This window comes from Leuconostoc sp. C5 (assembly GCF_056530425.1).
On the sequence record NZ_CP134351.1, the window covers coordinates 365,280 to 386,710 of the forward strand.

Consider the following 21,431-nt stretch of genomic DNA (forward strand, 5'->3'; position numbering starts at 1 on the left):
GTGTTAGCGACATTATTCCGACTTAGCTCAGTTGGTAGAGCACCTGACTGTTAATCAGGTTGTCGCCGGTTCGAGCCCGGCAGTCGGAGTTTTATGAGAAGCAAATCATCTTGATTTGCTTCTTTTTTATGTGATAAACTGTTGACAGATTTTCTCACTCATGGCATAATAATATAGTTGTGTTAGCAACGTCATTCCGACTTAGCTCAGTTGGTAGAGCACCTGACTGTTAATCAGGTTGTCGCCGGTTCGAGCCCGGCAGTCGGAGTTTCGCCGACGTAGCTCAGTTGGTAGAGCACGGGTATCGTAAACCTGGGGTCGGAGGTTCGAATCCTCTCGTCGGCACTATTATGCATATCTTGCAAAGCAAATCATCTGAGGTTTGCTTATTTTTTTACAATGAAAAGGACGCAATTGAAAAACATGATTGTACTATTCAATAAACCGTACAATGTTTTAACTAAGTTTACTGATGCTGAAGGGCGACCAACTTTGGCTGACTACATTGATATTCCACGGGTTTATGCCGCTGGTCGTTTGGACATGGACAGTGAGGGCCTATTATTGCTGACTGATAGCGGTAAACTGAATCATGAATTGACTGATCCTGATAATAAAGCCTATAAAACTTATGTTGTTCAAGTAGAAGGGGTCCCAACAAAGTCACAACTAAAGCAACTTGAGCAAGGTGTGGCGTTAAAAGATGGGTTAACTTTACCAGCTAAAGTCAAACGTATTCCTTACCCAAAATGGTTATGGGAACGAGAGAAGCCAATCCGTATTCGTAAAAACCAGCCAACGAGTTTTATTCAATTAAAAATAAAAGAGGGCCGTAATCGGCAAGTACGCCGTATGACAGCAGCTGTTGGTATTCCAACGCTACGCTTGATACGGACACATATTGGTGAATATCATATTGCCGACTTAAAACCAGGACAATATCGAATTGTGAAGTAATGATTTTGTGGTGCAAAAGCATCATAAACGGTTATAATAGTAAAAGATGTAAATTAAAAGAGGTGACCTCATGGGACGTAAATGGGAAAACATTAAAATGAAGAAGGCGCAGACTGATGGTGCTGCCGCTAAAGTTAACAGTAAGTATGGCATTGAAATTTATGCTGCAGCGAAGCAAGGTGGCAGTCCAGACCCTGAGGCTAATTCAACATTAAAGTTTGTTATTGAACGTGCTAAGCAAGCACAAGTGCCAAAGCACGTTATTGAACGTGCCATTGAAAAGGCAAAGGGTTCAGGGGATGAAACCTTTATCGAGGGACGTTACGAGGGATTTGGACCAAACGGTTCATTGATTATTGTAGATACGTTGACATCAAACGTTAATCGTACAGCTACAAATGTGCGCACAGCTTTCAATAAAAATGGTGGAACTTACGGTGCTGCTGGCTCTGTTAGTTATTTATTCGATGAAACAGGCGTGATTGTTTTTGAGGGTGAAGATGCCGATGCTACGTTGGAAACACTGCTAGACGCTGAAGTTGATGTTCGTGACGCCGAACAACAAGATGATCATATTGTTGTTTATACAGAACCAACTGCTTTGCATCAAGCAATTGCTGCTCTGCGTGAAAGTGGTGTGAGCGATTTCTCAACTACGGAAATCAGCATGTTGCCACAATCAGAAATGACACTGGCAGGCGAAGACTTAGAAATTTTCGAAAAGTTAATTGATGTATTAGAATCTGACGATGATGTTCAAAAAGTTTATCATAACGTTGAATTATAATAATAAATAAAAAACGCAATGGCATTCATTGCGTTTTTTATTTGTGAATTAATTTTGTGCAAAATGCCGGTTCGCAAGAGAAGCAATATATTTGGAAAAATCAATATGTTCATTAAAAGGTTGGACAACATCAAAGATTTCGCCACCTGCCTGTTTGAAAATATCATGATTTTCAACGTGAATTTCTTCGATGGTTTCCAAGCAGTCGGCTACGAATGCTGGAGTTGCTACTAGGACACGTTTGATACCTTGGCTGGGCAGTGACATTAGTGTATCACTTAAGTATGGTTTGACCCACTCAGTTGGCCCAAATCGTGATTGGAAAACCTGGTGAGTATTATCAGGTGTTAACGGCCCAACGCGCTCTAAAACGCCTTGTGTGGTTGCTGTACAGTGGTCAACATAAGGGTCACCACGACGAACATATGATTCGGGAACACCATGATAACTAATGATTAAACGATCATAATCGTTTTTAGCCCACGCCTCGCGAATGTCTCTAGCTAATAAATCCAAATAGGCTTCATCGTTGTAAAATGACTTAACAATGTTAATGTTTTTGTCGGCCTTATGGACTTGATCAATGACTGATTGTGTTGATGTAACAGAATATTGGGGAAACAGTGGCAATACAACAATGTCGTCAGCGCCCGCCAGACGCATTTCTTTCAGTGTTTCTGCAATGTTAGGCTTACGATAAGTCATTGCACAACGAACAATCCAGTTTGGTTGTAATTGCTGTACTTGCTCAACTTGTTTTTTCGCATAGACCATTAATGGCGAACCGTCTTTTCGCCAAATTTTTTGGTAAAGTTCAGCTGATTTAAACGATCTCTTAGGCAAAATTTTACCTCTTAAAATGGGTTGCCAGAGTAGTCTGGGCATTTGAATAACGTTGGTATCTGATAGAAACTCTTTTAAATATGCTTTCACATCATCTGGATGTGGGGAGTCAGGGGTGCCTAGGTTGACTAATAATAGACCTTTTTTATTCATATGGAAGCGATCCTTATCTAGTTTAATATTTAATACTATAACTCAATTTTTGACTAAAATGTATGTCGAAAAGCCAAAAATTGTGATAAGGATAACTATTGTCCTTTTATTTAGAAATTATTTTTGCTTACAAAAATAATTCGAATTTGTTAATAAATACTATATTTTTTTCTCGGATTGTTTGCTCTGACATTATAGTATGTCGAGACTATGTTTTTTAAGCCTTAAATCATCAGCACAGTTTATTTTGAAAATTGAAATAATTTCCATAACAATAGAATTAGGATTGAGTAATGTCAGCATATTCGTCGTGGAGAAAAAAGCCTGACAACGTCTAAAATAAAAGGAATTGTTGATTATTTAAGAAGAGATAATAAAAAGCCGCAACCGGAGTTGCGACTTGATATAGCTCGTGAGAGAATCGAACTCTCGATTCCGCCGTGAAAGGGCAGCGTCTTAGCCACTTGACCAACGAGCCATGGTCAATAATGTCAATCTGTATCAGATGACTATAATATAATATCAAGTTTTTAAGTAGTCGTCAAGTTATTTATAAGTATTTTTGGACAAGTAATTATTATCATTTCAGTTTAAGCACTTGTCTTCTTTGGATATCAATGCTAGACTATTCTATGTGAAATTTAGCTGATATAGTATCGAATAATGGTCGATTGTTTCTAGCCAGCACCCATGCTGGAACTATCATAAACATGTTATTTAATTGATAGCCACTCGTGCGTCAATTTTTTATTTTCCATTGATGTATTCATACAAATAGGCTGATGAGTTACATAATTGTATAGGAGAGAATAATGGAAAAATTATTTCAATTGAAAGAAAATAAAACTACTGTCCGTCGTGAAATCATTGCTGGGATTACGACATTTGTATCAATGGCCTATATTTTCTTTTTGAACCCTCAAATTCTAGGGCAAGCTGGTGTGCCAACACAAGCCGTATTTTTAGCGGCTATTCTAGTAGCAGTTTTTGGTACATTGTTTATGGGCTTGTTTGCTAATGTACCGTTTGCTTTGGCACCAGGTATCGGCATGCAAGCATACTTCACGTATACTATCGTGTTTGGCTTCGGATTTACCTGGCAGCAAGCATTGGCTATCGTATTTTTAATTGGTGTAGTGGATATTGTCATTACGTTGACACATGGTCGCCGTGCAATTGTTAAGGGTATTCCAACTGAATTAAAAGCGGCTATTGGTGGTGGAATTGGGTTGTTCGTTACTTATATAGGGTTGAAAAACGCCGGTTTTATCAATTTTATTGTTGATCCTAGCAATATTATGACGCTAAATGGCAAACCGTTCACTGGAGAAGTACATGGTGCGGTAAATAGCATCTTGGCCAATGGTGGTGTAACACCAGAATTGACTAAATTCAACAACGCTAGTACCTTATTAGCATTAATTGGTTTTGTTATTTTGGTTGTGTTGGTGATGCGAAAGGTGCCTGGCGCATTCCTTATATCATTGATAGTGACCACATTAATCGGTATTCCAATGGGTGTTACGAATACGCATATTGGGGCTGGAACCTCAGTTAGCCATGCCTTCGGTGAATTGGGGCAGGTGTTTGGTCAATCATTAGGTGCTCAAGGATTGGGCAGCTTATTTAATAACTGGCATCATGCGTCATTAGCGTTAGTTACGATTTTTGCTATGGGCCTAACCGGATTATTTGACGCTATTGGCACATTAATTGGTATCGGTAATCAAACGGGCATTTTTTCAAAGGAAGATCAGAAGTCATTTGAGTCTAGTAATGGCTTTAACTCTAAAATGGATCGTGCGCTAGTTGTTGATACATTTACAACAGCATTTGCTGGTATTGTTGGTACATCAAATACGACAACCTTCATTGAATCAGCATCAGGGGTTGCAGCCGGAGCAAGAACAGGCTTGGCCAATGTCGTAACAGCTGCAGGATTTGCCTTAATGATCTTATTTGCTCCTTTGGTTGGTGTTGTGCCAACAGCAGCTACATCTCCACTACTTATTTTGGTGGGTATTATGATGATGGGCGAATTTAAGAAAATTTCATGGGAATCATTAGAAGTTGCGTTACCTGCTTTCTTTACTTCTGTGTTTATGGCCTTTAGTTATTCAATTTCTTATGGTATCGCTGCTGGTTTCATTTTCTTTATTATCGTGAAATTTGCTTTAGGAAAGTTTAAGGAAGTCTCACCAGTGTTATTAATCGTATCTGCATTCTTCTTGCTTAACTTTGCTGTACTTGCATTTATGTAATGTCAGTGAATTATATTAACAGGTATTTTCATTACTTGTATTCAACCGCTTATCACAAAAGCGGTTTTTTTATGCCCTCAATTGCTACAATAAAGCCAATATTAGAAGGGTGATAATATATGTTAAACATAAAAAATTTAAGTGTGTCTTATGGAAGAAAAGTTGCCTTAACGGTGCCAAAACTATCCATCAATAAGGGTGAGATTATAGGAGTAATGGGTAAATCTGGCTCAGGGAAATCAACGTTAGTTAATAGCTGTCTCGGGTTAATTCCTTTTAAGGGTCAGGTGAGAATTGATACCGATGATGTTGGCATCTTAATGCAGGAACAGCACTACGTTGATACGATGACAAATCAAAAAATGATAGAAGGCATGCTGAACACGCGTATTAAGCGAGATAAAAAATTAACTGAGTTAATTGATTTTTTTGATTTTAGTGACCAACTATCACTTCATTTTAAAAACTTATCTGGTGGACAAAAACAACGAATGAGCTTGATTATGGTACTTTATCAAGAACCAGAATTACTATTTTTGGATGAAATGACGACGGGACTTGATTTTGAAAGTCGGCAAGCACTAATTAGTCAATTGAAAATCTATTTTAAGCAACACCAGACGACTGTTCTGATGGTCACGCACTACGCACAAGAAATTGAAGCGTTAGCTGATAAACTTCTAGTTATTCATGATGGACAAGTAAAAGCTTTTGATGAACCCAAAAATTTGTTTAAGCAGTATATAGGTTATTCTGCTTTTATAGTAGACAATCATACTGAAAAAAGCATCAAAGTCCAACAACCAGAAGATGAATACAAGGTCGCACGTCGACTGATTGATGATGGGGATGACTTTAGGCGGACACAAAGCGATATTGAATTAGTTTATACGGAAATTATGAAGGGACAGCGGGCATGATTAAAAAAAGGAAGTTAGTCTTTGAATTTCAAAATTTATTAGGCAATATCATTACATTATTTTTTGGGTTTGCGTTTGCACCAATGATGGCATTAGTGTTTGGCAATAGCTATGCTAACGTACCGCAAGCTTTGAACCAACTTTACCTGGGCTTTTTTTGTACGATACCGCTTTCGATGGTATTTGTTGGTTTTAGTTCATTATTTTCACAAGAAGTCGAGCAAGGTTTTACATTGCGTGCCGAACTTTTCGGTTATTCGCGCGTTTCACAAGCCTTACACAAATTTATGGCACTAACAGTGTTTGTTCTATTATCAAGCATCATCTACTCGTGGATTTTTCTATCACATTTTAATTTGCCTCTGCCAAATGCAGTAATCATCGGTCAAATGGCAATATTTCAAATATTAAATACAGCAGTATATTTCATCATTGTTTTTATCCTGACAACGATTTTGAAGAAATTTTCCCGTGTCTATGGTATTTCCATGATTAGCTATTTTGCTATCATGATTATTTCAGGAATTATGGGTAATATGGATGTCGGTAAGTTAGGAGATTATTTGCCAATCAAATTATTTGTCACCAATTATACCAATCATCTTAATGACACTGATTATATATCTGGTAAAATAGGTCTATATCTACTTATTTTATTAGGTATTCTGGGTGTGATTTTGAAAGTGATTGTGAGAAATAAAAATGGAAATAAACATCAATATTGATGATAAATTGAAAGATGTTCAAGTTGTTATTTCAGGTAGTGATATTGAGCAATTAGCAGATATTGCGCAGTATCTTAAATCTAGAAACACACCTTCACGACAGCTTGCTATCAAAACAGCTGACAATATTCGTGTTGTAGATAAAGAAGATATTATTTTAGTTGAAAGTTATGGAAATGATTTAACTTTTACACTCAAAAATAATCACAAAATCACAACTAGAAAAACGTTAAAAAGGTTTTTGGAAGAAAACCAAAAATCTGATTTCGTGCAAATTTCCAAATCAGAAGTAATGAACTTATCTTATTTGTCGAAGATGGAATCTGCGTTTTCCGGTAATTATTACGCTTTTTTGACCAACCAGGCTCGAGTAACCGTATCTAGACGGTTTATCAAAGGTATTCTAAAAAGATTAGAAGGGAACGCAGAAGATGAAGCATTTTAAAGAGGCAATTGTATATCTATTAGTTGGCATTGGCGTTGGATCATTTATCTCTCTATTATCGTTTACCTTAAATCATGCAACACCATCGATGAAGCAATTTGGTCTGTTAATGACCATGAGCGCAATTATGGGCTTATTATCTCTCATATTTGAGTATGACAAGATAACGTTTATTACACAGCTCATTAGCCATTTCATTTTGGAGATGTTGACATATGGATTTTTCATTTGGTTAACGTTTGGAAGTGCAGTGATTACGTTTACTAATATACCAACATTTGTGATTACTTATGTCATTATTTTTATCTATTTTAGGAAACAAGGCAGAGATAATGCGCGCCGTATTAATGAGCAATTGCAAAAAAATAAGCCGAAAAAAAGTGATTCAACAAATTAATGCGATGTTGAATTGCTTTTTATATTGGTTATACATTCATGGTTTAATTTTCTAGTTGACCGTCTTCGCGGATTAACTTGTAATCTGTTAAAATAGAATAGGTCAACTTTAAGAAAGATTAAAAATATTCCTTATGCCAAACTACCTTATTTTAACTGAAAAACCTTCAGCGGCAGCCAATTTTACGAAAGCGCTTGGTGGAAAAACAGGAGTTTTTAGTGATTTTACATATAAAATTACGAATTTACGTGGTCATGTTATGACCTTAAAAGATCCTGAAGAGATGGTGGCTGAAGATTTAAAAAAGCAATATAAATCTTGGTTGGTGAAACATTTACCATGGAATTTAGAAGATTTTTCTTGGGCACGGACTTATATTCGCCAACGTAATATTCGTACAGGAAAGATTGAATCAACCAAAAAACTTATTGATGAATTGAAAAAGGAGTCCAAATCAGGGTACGATGCGATTGTAATCGCAACTGATACAGATCCTTCCGGAGAAGGGGAACTACTCGCTTGGGAAGCATTAGACGCAATTGGCTGGCGTGGACAGGTATTACGGGCTAATTTTATGGATGAGTCAGTGTCCGGCATTCAAAAAGCCATGCACCAATTACGAAATGTTTCCGTTAAAATGGCGGATGGGGAGTATGTAAAGGGTGAAAGTCGTAACCGCTGGGATTTTGCGTCTATGCAACTTACGCGAATTGCAACTACCGCCGCTAAAAAAGAAGGATTTAAAGTGGTCGCGCGTGAAGGTCGGTTGAAATCTGTTATTGTTTGGCGTATTTATCAACAACTTGCAGCTATTAAAAATTATATTAAAACGCCATATTTTGAAGTGAAGTTTAAAGATCCAGCGGGGCATATTTTTGGACGAGTGACACCGCAGGGAGAGGTAATTCCTTGGCGTTTTGCAACAAAAGAACAAGCAAAAGTCGATTTTAACAATTATCATGAAACTGAAGTTATTAATGAAAAACACCAAACACGTACACAAGCACCCGGTAAGCTGTTAGATTTAGCAGGATTGGCTTCTATATTGGCACCTCGTGGGTTTTCTTCCAAAGAAGTATTAAGTACCTATCAAAAAATGTATGAAGCACAGATCGTGTCTTATCCGCGTACAGAGGATAAGACAGTGACGCCGGAACAATTTAATGAGTTATTGCCGTTGATTGATCAAATTGCAGGCGTCGTTGGTGTTGATAAGAATTTACTAACACACCGTTCACCACGAAAAACACATGTTAAGTCACAAGGGGCACACGGTGCCAATCGTCCTGGTGAGAATGTGCCACAAACTACGCAATCTTTAGCAAAATTTGGCTCTAGTGGACCAGCGATTTATGAAGTTTTGGCTAAAAACTACTTAGCGATGTTAGCAGAAGATTACGTTTATGACCATGTTACGGCTAATTTGAAAGATTATCCGGAATTCAAGACAGCCTTCAACATCCCAATTAAGCTAAACTTTAAGTTAGTCTATGATTCACAAAAAGCTATTAAGGTTGAAGAAGGTGAAGAAGAGGAGTCAATTAGTGGCCAATTAGGTCCGCAAGCAATGCCATATTTACATGAAGGTGCGAATCCAAAGCCACAGGTACCGACGACCAAATGGATTATGGCGTTTTTAGAAAAGCATAACGTTGGAACTGGTGCGACGCGCGTATCAACACTATCTGAAATGTCTCGTGGCACCAAAGCCATGTTAACTGAAAAGCGTGGTAAATTAGGTTTGACGGAAACTGGAAATGTATCTGCAATCATGGTAAAAGATACTTGGATTGCTTCACCAAAAATCACAAAGCGTTTATTCGAAATGATGGACCAAGTCGGCCGATTTGAAATGACGATGGTTCAAGTACTGGATTCAGCGACAAAAGTAGTTGAACACGATATGCCGATTATGTTAGACAATGCGCAGACACTTGAAACATTGCTTGGTAAGCCCAAACCAAGTATAAAAAAGCCACGTAAAACATCTGAAAAAATGACCGGTATCTGGCAAGGACAGGAAATTACCTTTGCTCGCGAATGGAGTGGGCACGTTTTTACAGATGAAGAACTGCAAAAGCTACTGACTGGATCAGAAGTCAGCTTTCCAGCTAAGTCTAAACGTGGCAAATCATACACGGCTGTTGGAAAAATGGCGAAACAAACTTTTAAGGGGAATACTTTTTATGGTTTTAAGTTGAACCCAAAAACAAAAAAAGCATAGTCAACATAGGGTTGATTATGCTTTTTTGTTTATTAATGTGTTTTCTTTTTACGTTTATCTGACAACAAAGCGATAGGAGAGCAAAGTAGTAATAAGAAAGCACATATGACATAGGTTTTACTGAATGCATGGCTTAGGGATGTATTTTTTTCCTTTTTAATTTCTGATAAAGTACTTTTCAATTCATCCCTTTGAGCCAGCAATTTAATGGCTTCTAATATGTTTTTTTGACCATTTAGTAAAGTTAAGGTACCATCAGATAGCGCAATAATACTGTTGTTTAACACTTTATTTGTTGTGGTTGTGCCCGCTAATTTTTGTAAAGAATCATTGATTTTTTGATTTCCCTCACTAATTTTAAATGTGGCATCATATAGCTTTCGGTAGTCTGTGCCTTTTTTAGGTCGGGGCAGGTTATTTTTGTTTAAAGCAGCATGCTTTAATTGTTTAGTAAATTGTTTTTGTCGCGACGTATAGTTGACATTTTTTTGATCATTGCTTGAAAAAATCTGCCTGATTCCGGATTCTGCAGTATTTTTAACATTTGGAGATAAGTTTTTTCGATTGATTATGGCTACGGAATGATTTTGTATATGAGACTTGGCTGTTGATATATTAGTATTGAGGACAGTAACTAATACGGCAATTCCCAGACAAGTACCAATTTGGCGGGAAGCATTCGTAATACCAGAGCCAATGCCAGTTTTTGATTTTGGTAAGTGCCTGACGGAAGAAACAAAAGAAACCGTAGAGAAACCGAATCCTGAACCGATAATAATCGAGAAAACAATCATTACTCTTTTTGGTGTTGTTGTAGTTATAAATGAGAATAATAGTAGGCTACCAGCTATAAGTAGCATACCAATCAAGTTTACAGGGATAGCACTGATTCTATCAGATAAACGTGTAGCTAGGGGCATTGTCACAGCAATAGCTAACGAAACGGGTATAATCATTAAAGCAGCATGCAAAGCATCATAGTTGAGTACATTTTGTAGATAATAATTAAAAATAACAGCTGGGGCGACTAGCACAAATCCAGTCGCGAAATAAATAATACAAGATGAAGTGAATGTTTTTTCACGAAAAAGATTAAGTTCGACAATGGGTGAACTAACTTTTAGTTCTATCAGAATAAACGTGATTAACCCGATGATGCCAGCTAAAAAGCTTGACAAAATAAGCGTTGATGTCCAACCGTACTCACGGCCTTCAAGTAAACCAAAAGTAATTCCTGTTAATGATATGGTTAAAAAAAGCATGCCAGAAATATCGAAATGACCAACAAGTGTTTCATCAAAAGACTCTTTTGTAAAGAGCAGTACTAGTAGTAGAGATATTAGGCCAATCGGTACATTAAGGCCAAATATCCAGTGCCAAGACATATATTCCAAAATAAAGCCACCAGCAGCAGGGCCACCAGCTGCCGCAAGGGCAGTAATGGCACCTACAATTGCCGCAATTTTTGACATGTGTTGTTTACCAAAGAGTTCAACGCCCATGGGCAATACCAGTGGTGTAATTATTGCGCCACCCAATCCTTGAAAAGATCTAAAAACTAAAAGATACATGAGTGAGGGGGCAAACATGCAAGCTGCCGAAGATCCTGCGAAAAGAAGTAAACCAATAATCATGAGTTTTTTTCGACCAAATTTGTCGCCTAATTTTGTCGCTGTAATCATAAAAACGGCTAAGGCAAGCGTGTAGGTAGTAGCAACCCAACTAACTCCTGCCAAATTAGTATTGAATGTCGTCATTAGTTTTGGTAAAGCAATATTGACTATGGTGCTGTCTAATGTCCCCATAAACACGGCGATTGTCAGACCAATGAATCCCAAACGTTTTGTTGATTTAATCATCTTAAAATTCTCCTACTATTTTTATTCACCTTGTTTTCTCCTTTTTGTGCATCGTTATAAAAGTGTACAATTGTAGTGACGCTTGACACAGAAGTGTATTCATGTCACAATTGTGCCAACAACATATAGTATAGGCTTAAAAAAATGAAATAGAAGCGCTGAAATAAAATTGTAACTAGTTACACAGATTAAAAGATTTGTGTCAAATATAGGAGGAACTTGATGAATAACCGAATGTCGTTGCAAACAAGAGAATGGGTGCGGAGTGCATTCTTGGAGTTATTGGATGAAGTAGAAGATATTAAATCAATTACCATTTCAGATATTAGTAAACGATCAGGAATATCAAGGAGAACATTTTACCGCTACTATGCCTCTAAAGAAGATATTTTGACGGAATACATTGATATCCTAATTGAGCAGTATGGTAATGACTTACGCTCAAAAAAATTAGCAAATTTCAAAGAGTTTATCGTTTATTTTTTTAATTATTGGGGTCAGTATGATCACGAGTTGTTTATATTACAAAAGAACGGTTTATTCACCTATGTGTTAAGTGAGTTTAACAAAATGATCCCTGAGTTGTACGCGACTATTTCTGCGCCTTGGCATATTCAAAAAGAGGTGAATAGTCGTGAAATAATATATACAACAAGGTACGGGGTTGGCGGCTTATGGAACGTATACGGGGAATGGCTTGAATTTGATCGTGAAAAGATTGAAATAACGGAAGTTGCCAAAATACTAATCCAATCGTTTAATTCCTTATAAAAAATTAGGAAAGAATACACATCAACATACAGTTTTATAAAATTCTTGTGTTATTGTATAATTAAGAGAATTACATGAGAAATTATTTATAAAATGAAAGTGTGAAAATGAATGAACTATAATGCACCACATCGACATGCTGTAATTGAGTTGTCGCAATCAGCAGTTGTGCATAATTTAAAAGTGATTAAAGAGAACACGCATGCCAAAGAGATTATGGCTGTTTTGAAAGCTAATGCTTTTTCGCATGGATTACCTGAGATGGCCTCTTTGAGTATTACAGCTGGGGCTACCCGCTTTGGCATGGCCATGCTCGATGAAGCTTTGATATTACGTGATTTGGGCTATATACAACCAATTGATGTACTCGGATTAACAGATCCACGCTATGCGCGATTGGCTGCTGAACGTAATATTACGCTAGCTTTTAGTACTAAGGAGTCAATAAAAGCAGCAGCTGAACAGTTAGCTGGTACAGGATTGACATTAAAGGTATCGTTACCCGTTGACACGGGCTTAAACCGTATTGGTTTTAAAAGTCGTGAAGATTTAGTGGCAGCAATTCAAGAGGTATCAGCGCAAGATACACTCATTTTTCAAAGTATGTGGACGCATTTTGCTACTGCAGATACACCAAATGTTGGCTATGTGGATTTTCAAATTTCTGAATGGCAGCGCTTGACACATGATTTACCAGTAGAACCAAATGAAAAGCATTTTGCGAATACGGGTATTGCTACTTGGTATCCCAAAAAAATTAATACGGATATTGTTCGTTTGGGTATTGGATTATTTGGCATTAATGGTTCTGTCCCAATAATGTCGATGCCATTCGAGTTGATACCAGCTTTATCATTGAAAGCTAAGGTTGTTAACAGCAAGCCGCTGAAAAAAGGTGATGCGGTCGGCTATGGGGCAGAATATCATGCACCAAATGATGGGTATTTGATTACTATTCCAATTGGACATTCTGACGGTTATCCGTTCAATGGGAGTGGCATGCGCGCTCTGGTTGCGGATGGACAAATTGGTCATATTGTGGGGGGCGTAGCCATGGATCAATCAATGATCTTTGTTACTAATCCAGTTGCAGTTGGCACTACGGTGACCTTAATTGGTCGTGTTGGTGATCAAAGTATAACGATGCAGGATTTGGCTGAGCATACACAAAGTAGTATTGTGGCGTTAATGAATGATTTTGCACCGAGATTGCAACGAATAATTGTTTCATAAAAAGAAAAAGGTGAACGACATCAAGTCGTTCACCTTTTAAAATTATTGCCCCTGCTGGATTCGAACCAGCGCGTAGTGGCACCAGAAGCCACCGCCTTACCGCTTGGCCAAGGGGCAATTACTTTATATATTTTACAGAATTTGTTATCAATTTGCAAGTGGAAATTAGGAGATAAATTCGTTATACTGGTTAAAATACTTTAAGGGGGAATACTATGCAATATGCAACATATGAAAATACAGTCGCAAAGTTAGCTGCGCATCATATTACGATTTCAGATATCGCGCGAATAGCCTTTAACAATGAGCAATCGTATGTCGAAGGATTAACAATTGAACAAGTAGAAGATGCAGTTGAAAGTATCTTACATAAGCGAGTTGTTCAGCACCAGGTATGGGTTGGTTTAGAACTTGATCGTTTGGCCGAAGCTCATTTGCTAGAAGCACCATTGCAAGATTTGGTTGAAAATGATGATGGGCTTTTTGGTGTTGATGAAACTATCGGTACAGCAATTGCAATGTCCTTTGATACAATTGGTGTCACAAACTATGGTTACATTGATAAAACAAAAGTTGGCCTTGTCGGCGAATTAGATCGTAAAGGAAAAACTTCTGAAGCGGTAACAACGTTTGCAGATGATATTGTGGGCGCACTGGCCGCAGCTGCAGCATCTAAGGTTGCGCACAAGTATGCGACCGGTAGAGTTGATTCTGTTCTACCAAACCAAGATAACGCTTAGGCGTTATTTTTTTGTAGTTAAATTTGCATAATAGGTCTAGACCAATTATACTATAATTATAGACTTCATTATTATCGTTGTAGAGGCAAGATTGAGGAGGAATGTGCTGCGTGGTGACTTCACTTCGCGTACGAAATATTATGGCAAAACTAATTAAAAACATTGATCTTTACACAGGGTATCAACATATGGAAGATGCCTTCATGCGTTTTACAGATACGGTTGAGGAAGTCGGTTACATGATTGACTTCAAGGAAAAAGCTGATGACGAATTGATTAATGAGGCATCAGGAAAGATAATTGTTCCAGGGTTTATTGATGTTCATAAACATGGCGGTTATGGATTAGACACGATGGATGGTGATCCCGAAAAGTTAAACGCCATGATTAATAAGATGGTTACGGAAGGCATTACATCACTATTCCCAACAACAATTACACAGTCACCAGAAAATATTGAACGTGCTTTAAAAAACATTGATCAAGTCGCCAAAACTAATCCGGTTATTCAGGGGATTCATTTGGAAGGACCTTTTATTAACAAAGTCTTCATGGGTGCACAGCCTGAAGAATATATTATTGATCCAAACACAGAACTTCTGAAAAAATGGTATGCACTTTCAGGCGAACGTATTCGATTAGTGACCTATGCGCCAGAAAATGGCGGTATTCCTGATTTTGAAGAATTTATGCTACAGCATAACATTATTCCATCAATTGGACATTCTAACGCGACACGAGCACAATTGGTACACTCGCGTGCAACACATATTACTCATTTGTATAATGCCCAAAGGCCATTACAACATCGTGAACCTGGTGTTACAGGACATGCTATGCTAGAGGACGCAATTACTGGTGAATTAATCGCTGATGGTTTTCATATTGTACCTGACATGTTACAATTAGCTTTTAGAATCAAAGGCGCTCAAAAATTAGAACTAGTAACAGATTCCATGCGAGCTGAAGGATTAGGAAATGGTATATCTGAACTTGGCGGACAAAAAGTTACTGTTAAAGATAAGCAAGCGCGCTTAGATAATGGTCACTTGGCTGGTTCTGTACTGGCTTATGATGATGCGTTCACCAACATTCAAAAATTCACAAGTGCTGATATTAATGATGCAGTGCAAATGAGTTCAGTTAACCAAGCACGTGAGTTTGGACTAACCCAAAAAGGCAACTTATCCGAAGGGAAGGATGCTGACTTTAACATTTTTGACAAGGAATTGCATTTAGAGGCGACGTATTCACTTGGTCGCCGTTTTGCACGGTAAAACAATGGCTAAACCTCGATATATTGAAATTCACAATCAAATATTGTCACGTATCGAAGCTGGTGAGTGGCGATCACAAGAACGTTTACCTGCTGAAAGAGATTTGGCACTTGAATTTAACGTGTCGCGTATGACATTACGCCAAGCAGTTCAAACATTGGTTGACGAAGGCATATTGGAGCGTAAAGTAGGATCAGGCACTTACGTCGCTGAACAGAAGGTTTCTGAACGTGCCCTGGGTGTCACTAGTTTTACAGAATTAATGGCAGCTACAGGTCGAACGCCGCATACGGTGACGGTTAGCTATAAGACCACGACGCCATCCGCTTCGGAAATTGAGCATTTGCAACTGGATAGTACAGATAAAGTATTGATCATGGAGCGTTTACGTTTGGGGGATGATGAACCTATTTTACTAGAACGTACAACCTTGCCAGTCCAATTAATTGAGTCATTCACTCGTGGCGCATTGACAGAATCATTGTACGCCACATTAGCATCAGCGGGGGTATACCCTGGACATGCTGAACAAACAATTACGGCCACGTTAGCAAATGAAAGATTGTCGGAATTATTACAGATAAAAAGAGGTGATCCAATTTTATCTGTGCGACAGGTCTCATATGATCAACATGATACGCCGTTTGAATATGTGCGATCATATTATGTAGGTGAGCGTTTCGAATTTACTTTAACAAGATAAAAAGATGGTCGATCTATGATCAACCATCTTTTTTTATTTATGATTAAACTTCTTAGCCAGGAAGTCACCGGTAACTTGAACAGTTAACACCAATATTAAGACAAGCAGTGTAGCGACCAAAGTTGTGTCAGTTGCAAAACGATTGTATCCGTATGAAATGGCCATATTACCTAGACCACCAGCACCAATGGCACCAGCCATGGCAGTTAAACCAATCAGACTAATTAAAGTCACAGTCGATACACGAATGATTTCTGAAAGGCCTTCCCGTAAATAAACGCCAAAGACAATATCCCAAAATGATGAACCCACTGACTGAGCAGCTTCAACAATTCCGCTGTCAACTTCGCTCAAGGCTACCTGTATTTGACGCGCATAGAAAGGGAATACACCCAATGATAATGGCACTAAAGCAGCTGTGGTACCAATTTGAGTACCAATGAGGAGCTTTGTAAATGGTGCGATAAAGGCCAGCAAAATAATAAATGGAATAGCACGGAAAAGGGACACGACCTTATCAAAAATCCAAAATGAAGCTTTGTTCGGTGCAATACCGTTGGGTGCAGTAATGATTAATCCAAGACCAAAAATTAGCCCAAGTATGCCACCAAAAATAGCTGACCAAAAAGTCATATACAGCGTTTGAATAATTGATGTCCACCAACCAGTATCGCCGCTCCAACCTTGATAAACAACGTTAGGGAATGTATTTGTAAACCATTGACTCATAATTAGTTGCCTCCTTTAAGAATTGTAACTTCAACATGATGATCATGTAATGTAGATAGGGCTGTTTGCACTTGCGTGGGTTCACCTGACAAAATAACAAGCAAAGATCCAACTGGTGTATCCTGCAAGACTTCGATATTACCATACAGAATGTTTGCCGTAACATTGAAATCACGGAACAAACTAGCGATTAATGGTTCATCAGTTGTTTCACCAACATATGATAAACGAGCAAAAATTTCGCCTTCTTTTAACTCATTAACTAGTGGTTCGTGCCTAATTGTTTCAATGGCTTTATCAATATTTGTAGCTGTTTCAATAAATTCTCGTGTCAACTGTTGCTTTGGCTGGGCAAATATTTCCAAAAGTGAGCCGCGTTCAATGATTTCACCATTTTGCATCACAGCCACTTTATTTGCAACTTCCTTGACGGCCTGCATTTCGTGCGTAATTAATACAATTGTTAAACCAAATTCCTGGTTTAGCTTTTTTAATAGGGCCAAAATTTGATTCGTTGTTCTAGGATCCAATGCGGAAGTTGCTTCATCAGAAATTAAAATTTCAGGATCATTGGCTAACGCACGAGCGATAGCGACACGTTGTTTTTGACCACCAGAAAGTTGTGAAGGGTATTGTTCTGCACGATCAGATAGATCAACTAATTCGAGTAGCTCAGCCACTTTAGCTTTCTTTTCATCGTCTTTTAATTTACTGTGTTGCAGTGCGAAGGCAACATTTTCTGTGACTGTTCGTTCATTTAATAAATTGAAATGTTGGAAAATCATTCCAATCTTTCGACGGCGAACACGCAAGTCATTTGTGCCAATGCGTGTTTTTTTAGCATCCTGACTATCAGCCTGAAAAAAAGTTTCTCCATTAACAGTTACAGAACCACTAGTTGGTTCTTGTAGTAAGTTAATTACACGTACAAGTGTTGACTTTCCAGCACCAGAATAGCCTACGATACCGTAAACATCACCACGTTCAATATTGATGGAAACGTTTTTGACAGCTTCTATGGTGCGCTTTTTTTGATGGAAAGTGACATCGATATTTTTTAGTTCAATGATTGGTTCTGTCATTTTTCATAACTCCTAATTAGTTCTTTGATTACAGCAATATGTTGATTATAATCTGTTAATCGGATATTTTCATTGGGTGCATGGTCTAATGTATGTGCGTATCCTACACCCAAGCTAGCTATGGGTGCGTTCAATGCTTCGTGAATGTAATACATTGGGCCAGTACCGGGTGACGTTGGCATAATAACTGGATGCTGATGATAATACTTTTCAGTGATATCAATAACACGCAAAATTTCGGGATCCGACATGTCACTGCGATATCCTGGTTGACCTAACGTCTTAGTTACCACGATATCAGAAAATCCTTCATTTTGGAAATGCTGTTTAATTTGTTGCAAGGTTTTGTCAGGATCCATATTAGGAACTAAACGTGCTTCAAGTTTAGCAGAGGCAACAGCAGGCAAAACAGTTTTTACACCGTCACCTAAATAGCCACTTTGAATACCTTCTATATTTAATGTTGGTTGAAAATATAATGTTTCTTTTAGGTCATCGCCAGTTTTATCACTTAAAAGTGGCGAGGTTAGACCATGTTGTTGAATCAATGTGTCTCTTGTTGTAGGAAGACTTCTAACCAGTTCTTTTTCTCGTTGATTAGGGATGGCTACATCGTCATAGAATCCTGGGACAGCAATGTGACCTTCTCTATCAAATAGGGTTGCTAAAGCTTGGGTCAGACGCCAAGCAGCAGAATCTACGACACCAGCTAAAGATGAATGAAGATCGGTCTTTGCTGTTTTTACATCAACATTGAATGTTACGATACCCTTGTTACCACCAAAAATCTCCACCACATCATGCACGTTTTTTCCGCCTGATTCCCAAATAACTAAATCTGCGAATAGTTGATCTTGATACTTACTTAAGTATTCATCCAAGTGCTGAGAGGATGATTCTTCAGAACCTTCAATAATAAAAGTGATATTTACTGGTAAGTGACCTTCGTGTTCAGTTAAGTAATCTTCAATAGCTGTCAAGCGGGCAGTGATGTTTCCTTTGTCATCATCAGTTCCGCGTCCGTATAATTTACCGTCATGTTCAGAAAGTGTCCAAGGATCCGTTTGCCACAATGATATTGGTTCTACCGGTTGTACATCATAGTGATTATAGATAACTAGCGTCTGAGCATCAGGGACGCTGCTCCTAAATTGCGCTAATACGAATGGCGCAAAATAAGTATCATCATAGGTTACTTGAGCACCTAATTCACGAAAAGTTGTCGCCAATAGTTGAGCTGCTTCGGGTAAACAGCGATGAGTTGCCGAAACACTGGGTAGTGCAACTAAATCGCGGAGTAAATTTAGATATTTTTGATTAGAGCTCATGTTCATTTATTACCTTCCACAGAAATTATGTACGCGCCGAGGCGCATGTCTTTACTTGTTATAGTCCCAAACTGTAACTTCCGCTGAACCGTAATATTTTTTAACTAGTTTCTTTGTCTTATCAGTTTGCAATGACTTCACGACCTTTTTGTAAGTCTCGTTGTCTTTGTCTTTCTTATTGGCAGCGATGAAGTTGAAGTATTGTTCAGTTTCCTTATTCAAACCTTCCACGTAAATGGCTGAATTGACATCTAAGTTAGCTGATACGGCGTAATTGGTGTTCACCACGGCACCAGCAACTTTTGAATCATCTAACGATTTAGCGGTTTGCGAAGCATCAACCGGCGTAATAGTCAAGTTTTTAGGATTTGATGTAATATCTTTTGGTGTAGCTGTGTCAGTATCTTTAATCTTAATTAGTCCTGCTTCAGCCAAAAGATGAATACCACGGTTTTCGTTAGTGACATCGTTAGCTACCAAAATTTGGTCACCAGACTTAAATTCAGAGATCTTCTTATATGATGTTGAGTATATACGAAGTGGTGTTGTCCAAGTGTCTCCAATAGAAACAATGTTGGTCTTGTAGGTCTTGTTCCAGTTCTTCAAAAAAGGATAGTTTTGGAAAGCATTCAGATCAATGTCACCATCCGCTAAGGCTTTGTTCGGTTGTGAATAGTCAGTGAATTTCTTTGTTTTCAAAGTAATGCCGTACTTATCTTTGGCAGTTTTAATAGTGGAAGCCCAGATTTCATCTTCCGCTTTTGATCCAGCCATTACACCAATAGTAACGGTCTTAGATTCTGTTTTTCCTTGTCCACCAAATGACAGGTAGGCCGCACCAGCGATAACGACAACGGCAACACCAGCGATAATATAGTTCTTTTTCTTACTCATAATAAATTCTCCCTTAGTATCTCATTCTTATTTTGAAAAATCTTTATCCCAAGCAGGTAGTTCAACACCATCATATTGCTTATTAATGGCTTTCTTAACGGCATCTGTTTGGTAAGCCTTCACAACTTGTTTATAAGTTTTATTGTCTTTATCTTTGCTGTTTGCGGCAATAATGTTAACCCATTGATGTGAATTCTTGTTGATTGGTTCAACGAAAATAGCTTTTTTATAGTCCAATTTAGCTGAATCTGCATAAGTACCGTTGATTACTGCGCCTTGGATGTCAGATAAGGTACGAGCTGTTTGATCGGCAGCTAATTCTTTAATTTTCAAATTTTTAGGATTTTTTGTGATGTCTTTAACTGTTGCAGTCGTCAGACCATTTTTTAAATCAATTAATCCAGCAGATTTTAAAACATACAGTGACCGGCTTTCATTTGATGGATCATTTGGTACGGCGATTGTGTCACCACTTTTGAACTGAGAAACCTTGGTGTATGTTTTAGAATACAATCGGATAGGTGAAATAACCGTGTCGCCGATTGAAACAATTTTATTACCGGTTGCTTTATTTGACGCCTTTAAGAATGCATAATGCTGGAAGGCGTTAAGATCAATGTCGCCTGCAGCCAAGGCTTTGTTTGGTTGTGAATAATCTGTAAATTCTTTGAATTTAATTGTAATGCCATATTTATCTTTAGCAGTTTTCTTAACAGTATTCCAAATGGCTTGGTCTTGTTTAGAGCCAGACATTATGCCGATGGTTACTGTTTTTGACGATGTTTTTGAGTGCTGCCCAAAGCTGGCGTAAGCGGCACCAGCAATTACAATCACTGCAGCACCACCAATAAGCCATTTGGTTTTTTTACTCATAATATATATTCTCCTCAATATTCCCAAATAACGTGCAAAACGGATTTTTAAAACAAACAACAGAACGAAACAGTTTTGATGAGTTCAAAAAAGCCGTTTCCATATCATAGTCATAGATACAGAAACGGCTAAAAAATAGCGTGTTACCATTCTGAGTTGTAGATATTTGTTACCAAATATTTGCTCACTAACCATCAGGCATCGGGAGATGATCCTAGCCGAATGGTGTG

General features: G+C 38.0%; 20 protein-coding genes and 5 tRNA genes. 16 read left to right on the plus strand and 9 right to left on the minus strand.

The features are described 5' to 3' along the window. Positions 1-16: 16 nt before the first annotated feature. From RHP56_RS02010 to RHP56_RS02030, 5 genes are all read left to right on the plus strand, one after another. A tRNA-Asn gene (locus RHP56_RS02010) sits at positions 17-89 on the plus strand. Between the two features lie 106 nt (positions 90-195). Continuing rightward, positions 196-268, plus strand: a tRNA-Asn gene (locus tag RHP56_RS02015). 4 nt (positions 269-272) lie between these two features. Continuing rightward, positions 273-345, plus strand: a tRNA-Thr gene (locus RHP56_RS02020). A gap of 78 nt (positions 346-423) precedes the next feature. After that, entirely contained in the window at positions 424-957 is a 534-nt protein-coding gene (locus RHP56_RS02025) for an rRNA large subunit pseudouridine synthase E (protein WP_011679265.1), read from the plus strand. Between the two features lie 70 nt (positions 958-1,027). After that, positions 1,028-1,744: a YebC/PmpR family DNA-binding transcriptional regulator gene (locus tag RHP56_RS02030; RefSeq protein ID WP_004164706.1), complete on the plus strand. Its 717-nt coding sequence runs from the start codon at positions 1,028-1,030 to the stop codon at positions 1,742-1,744. A 48-nt stretch (positions 1,745-1,792) separates the two neighbouring features. Here the strand turns inward: RHP56_RS02030 and hemH are convergent, their stop codons facing one another. After that, positions 1,793-2,740 (minus strand): ferrochelatase, encoded by a 948-nt coding sequence (gene hemH, locus RHP56_RS02035; RefSeq protein ID WP_102753247.1) that lies wholly within the window; start codon positions 2,738-2,740, stop codon positions 1,793-1,795. Between the two features lie 406 nt (positions 2,741-3,146). Continuing rightward, positions 3,147-3,218, minus strand: a tRNA-Glu gene (locus tag RHP56_RS02040). A gap of 334 nt (positions 3,219-3,552) precedes the next feature. Between RHP56_RS02040 and RHP56_RS02045 the strand changes: the two genes are divergently transcribed. The 6 genes from RHP56_RS02045 to RHP56_RS02070 all read left to right on the plus strand — a co-directional run bounded on the left by RHP56_RS02045 (position 3,553) and on the right by RHP56_RS02070 (position 9,712). Continuing rightward, positions 3,553-5,001, plus strand: coding sequence for an NCS2 family permease (locus RHP56_RS02045; protein ID WP_462794718.1), 1,449 nt, complete (start codon positions 3,553-3,555; stop codon positions 4,999-5,001). Between the two features lie 119 nt (positions 5,002-5,120). After that, positions 5,121-5,921 (plus strand): ATP-binding cassette domain-containing protein, encoded by an 801-nt coding sequence (locus RHP56_RS02050; protein ID WP_462794719.1) that lies wholly within the window; start codon positions 5,121-5,123, stop codon positions 5,919-5,921. Then, positions 5,918-6,646: a membrane protein gene (locus tag RHP56_RS02055; protein ID WP_011679269.1), complete on the plus strand. Its 729-nt coding sequence runs from the start codon at positions 5,918-5,920 to the stop codon at positions 6,644-6,646. Before RHP56_RS02050 ends, RHP56_RS02055 begins: the two co-directional genes overlap by 4 nt. Continuing rightward, a complete protein-coding gene (locus tag RHP56_RS02060; RefSeq protein WP_011679270.1) occupies positions 6,624-7,091 on the plus strand; it encodes a LytTR family DNA-binding domain-containing protein in 468 nt (155 codons plus the stop codon). The genes RHP56_RS02055 and RHP56_RS02060 overlap by 23 nt, the downstream gene beginning before the upstream one ends. Continuing rightward, positions 7,078-7,488, plus strand: coding sequence for a DUF3021 domain-containing protein (locus RHP56_RS02065; protein WP_014324309.1), 411 nt, complete (start codon positions 7,078-7,080; stop codon positions 7,486-7,488). Before RHP56_RS02060 ends, RHP56_RS02065 begins: the two co-directional genes overlap by 14 nt. A 133-nt stretch (positions 7,489-7,621) precedes the next feature. Then, on the plus strand, positions 7,622-9,712 hold the full coding sequence (locus tag RHP56_RS02070; RefSeq protein ID WP_462794720.1) for a DNA topoisomerase: 2,091 nt from the start codon (positions 7,622-7,624) through the stop codon (positions 9,710-9,712). A 32-nt stretch (positions 9,713-9,744) separates the two neighbouring features. On the opposite strand, the gene RHP56_RS02075 is transcribed toward RHP56_RS02070, so the two are convergent. After that, positions 9,745-11,571, minus strand: a complete 1,827-nt coding sequence (locus tag RHP56_RS02075; protein ID WP_462794721.1) for an MFS transporter — start codon at positions 11,569-11,571, stop codon at positions 9,745-9,747. A 222-nt stretch (positions 11,572-11,793) separates the two neighbouring features. On the opposite strand from RHP56_RS02075, the gene RHP56_RS02080 reads away from it, so the two are divergent. Together RHP56_RS02080 and alr are read left to right on the plus strand one after the other, a co-directional pair. Continuing rightward, positions 11,794-12,342, plus strand: a complete 549-nt coding sequence (locus RHP56_RS02080; protein ID WP_011679274.1) for a TetR/AcrR family transcriptional regulator — start codon at positions 11,794-11,796, stop codon at positions 12,340-12,342. A 111-nt stretch (positions 12,343-12,453) separates the two neighbouring features. Next, complete coding sequence (alr, locus tag RHP56_RS02085) at positions 12,454-13,575, plus strand: alanine racemase (protein ID WP_462794722.1); 1,122 nt, start codon at positions 12,454-12,456, stop codon at positions 13,573-13,575. A 45-nt stretch (positions 13,576-13,620) separates the two neighbouring features. Here alr and RHP56_RS02090 read toward each other — a convergent pair. After that, a tRNA-Gln gene (locus tag RHP56_RS02090) sits at positions 13,621-13,692 on the minus strand. A gap of 98 nt (positions 13,693-13,790) precedes the next feature. Between RHP56_RS02090 and RHP56_RS02095 the strand changes: the two genes are divergently transcribed. From RHP56_RS02095 to RHP56_RS02105, 3 genes are all read left to right on the plus strand, one after another. After that, the gene (locus RHP56_RS02095) at positions 13,791-14,315 is read left to right on the plus strand and encodes a phosphatidylglycerophosphatase A family protein (RefSeq protein WP_004164692.1); all 525 of its coding nucleotides are present in this window, start codon (positions 13,791-13,793) and stop codon (positions 14,313-14,315) included. A gap of 140 nt (positions 14,316-14,455) precedes the next feature. Next, entirely contained in the window at positions 14,456-15,592 is a 1,137-nt protein-coding gene (gene nagA, locus RHP56_RS02100) for an N-acetylglucosamine-6-phosphate deacetylase (RefSeq protein WP_462794723.1), read from the plus strand. A 4-nt stretch (positions 15,593-15,596) separates the two neighbouring features. After that, entirely contained in the window at positions 15,597-16,295 is a 699-nt protein-coding gene (locus tag RHP56_RS02105; RefSeq protein ID WP_011679277.1) for a GntR family transcriptional regulator, read from the plus strand. Between the two features lie 33 nt (positions 16,296-16,328). Here the strand turns inward: RHP56_RS02105 and RHP56_RS02110 are convergent, their stop codons facing one another. From RHP56_RS02110 to RHP56_RS02130, 5 genes are read right to left on the minus strand one after another with little or no spacing between them, the layout of a single operon-like run. Continuing rightward, positions 16,329-17,024: a methionine ABC transporter permease gene (locus tag RHP56_RS02110; RefSeq protein WP_004164688.1), complete on the minus strand. Its 696-nt coding sequence runs from the start codon at positions 17,022-17,024 to the stop codon at positions 16,329-16,331. 2 nt (positions 17,025-17,026) lie between these two features. Then, a complete protein-coding gene (locus RHP56_RS02115) occupies positions 17,027-18,106 on the minus strand; it encodes a methionine ABC transporter ATP-binding protein (protein WP_011679278.1) in 1,080 nt (359 codons plus the stop codon). Then, the gene (locus RHP56_RS02120; RefSeq protein WP_180970318.1) at positions 18,103-19,434 is read right to left on the minus strand and encodes a M20/M25/M40 family metallo-hydrolase; all 1,332 of its coding nucleotides are present in this window, start codon (positions 19,432-19,434) and stop codon (positions 18,103-18,105) included. The genes RHP56_RS02115 and RHP56_RS02120 overlap by 4 nt, the downstream gene beginning before the upstream one ends. Positions 19,435-19,485: 51 nt before the next feature. Further along, the gene (locus RHP56_RS02125) at positions 19,486-20,328 is read right to left on the minus strand and encodes a MetQ/NlpA family ABC transporter substrate-binding protein (protein ID WP_011679279.1); all 843 of its coding nucleotides are present in this window, start codon (positions 20,326-20,328) and stop codon (positions 19,486-19,488) included. Between the two features lie 27 nt (positions 20,329-20,355). Continuing rightward, positions 20,356-21,201: a MetQ/NlpA family ABC transporter substrate-binding protein gene (locus RHP56_RS02130; protein ID WP_011679280.1), complete on the minus strand. Its 846-nt coding sequence runs from the start codon at positions 21,199-21,201 to the stop codon at positions 20,356-20,358. Between the last annotated feature and the right edge of the window lie 230 nt (positions 21,202-21,431).

What these genes read in the sequence shown, in the direction of transcription:
- RHP56_RS02025 (WP_011679265.1), top strand. Translation starts at nt 424, where the DNA reads ATGATTGTACTATTCAATAAACCGTACAATGTTTTAACTAAGTTTACT.
- RHP56_RS02030 (WP_004164706.1), top strand. Translation starts at nt 1,028, where the DNA reads ATGGGACGTAAATGGGAAAACATTAAAATGAAGAAGGCGCAGACTGAT.
- hemH (WP_102753247.1), bottom strand. Translation starts at nt 2,740, where the DNA reads ATGAATAAAAAAGGTCTATTATTAGTCAACCTAGGCACCCCTGACTCC.
- RHP56_RS02045 (WP_462794718.1), top strand. Translation starts at nt 3,553, where the DNA reads ATGGAAAAATTATTTCAATTGAAAGAAAATAAAACTACTGTCCGTCGT.
- RHP56_RS02050 (WP_462794719.1), top strand. Translation starts at nt 5,121, where the DNA reads ATGTTAAACATAAAAAATTTAAGTGTGTCTTATGGAAGAAAAGTTGCC.
- RHP56_RS02055 (WP_011679269.1), top strand. Translation starts at nt 5,918, where the DNA reads ATGATTAAAAAAAGGAAGTTAGTCTTTGAATTTCAAAATTTATTAGGC.
- RHP56_RS02060 (WP_011679270.1), top strand. Translation starts at nt 6,624, where the DNA reads ATGGAAATAAACATCAATATTGATGATAAATTGAAAGATGTTCAAGTT.
- RHP56_RS02065 (WP_014324309.1), top strand. Translation starts at nt 7,078, where the DNA reads ATGAAGCATTTTAAAGAGGCAATTGTATATCTATTAGTTGGCATTGGC.
- RHP56_RS02070 (WP_462794720.1), top strand. Translation starts at nt 7,622, where the DNA reads ATGCCAAACTACCTTATTTTAACTGAAAAACCTTCAGCGGCAGCCAAT.
- RHP56_RS02075 (WP_462794721.1), bottom strand. Translation starts at nt 11,571, where the DNA reads ATGATTAAATCAACAAAACGTTTGGGATTCATTGGTCTGACAATCGCC.
- RHP56_RS02080 (WP_011679274.1), top strand. Translation starts at nt 11,794, where the DNA reads ATGAATAACCGAATGTCGTTGCAAACAAGAGAATGGGTGCGGAGTGCA.
- alr (WP_462794722.1), top strand. Translation starts at nt 12,454, where the DNA reads ATGAACTATAATGCACCACATCGACATGCTGTAATTGAGTTGTCGCAA.
- RHP56_RS02095 (WP_004164692.1), top strand. Translation starts at nt 13,791, where the DNA reads ATGCAATATGCAACATATGAAAATACAGTCGCAAAGTTAGCTGCGCAT.
- nagA (WP_462794723.1), top strand. Translation starts at nt 14,456, where the DNA reads ATGGCAAAACTAATTAAAAACATTGATCTTTACACAGGGTATCAACAT.
- RHP56_RS02105 (WP_011679277.1), top strand. Translation starts at nt 15,597, where the DNA reads ATGGCTAAACCTCGATATATTGAAATTCACAATCAAATATTGTCACGT.
- RHP56_RS02110 (WP_004164688.1), bottom strand. Translation starts at nt 17,024, where the DNA reads ATGAGTCAATGGTTTACAAATACATTCCCTAACGTTGTTTATCAAGGT.
- RHP56_RS02115 (WP_011679278.1), bottom strand. Translation starts at nt 18,106, where the DNA reads ATGACAGAACCAATCATTGAACTAAAAAATATCGATGTCACTTTCCAT.
- RHP56_RS02120 (WP_180970318.1), bottom strand. Translation starts at nt 19,434, where the DNA reads ATGAGCTCTAATCAAAAATATCTAAATTTACTCCGCGATTTAGTTGCA.
- RHP56_RS02125 (WP_011679279.1), bottom strand. Translation starts at nt 20,328, where the DNA reads ATGAGTAAGAAAAAGAACTATATTATCGCTGGTGTTGCCGTTGTCGTT.
- RHP56_RS02130 (WP_011679280.1), bottom strand. Translation starts at nt 21,201, where the DNA reads ATGAGTAAAAAAACCAAATGGCTTATTGGTGGTGCTGCAGTGATTGTA.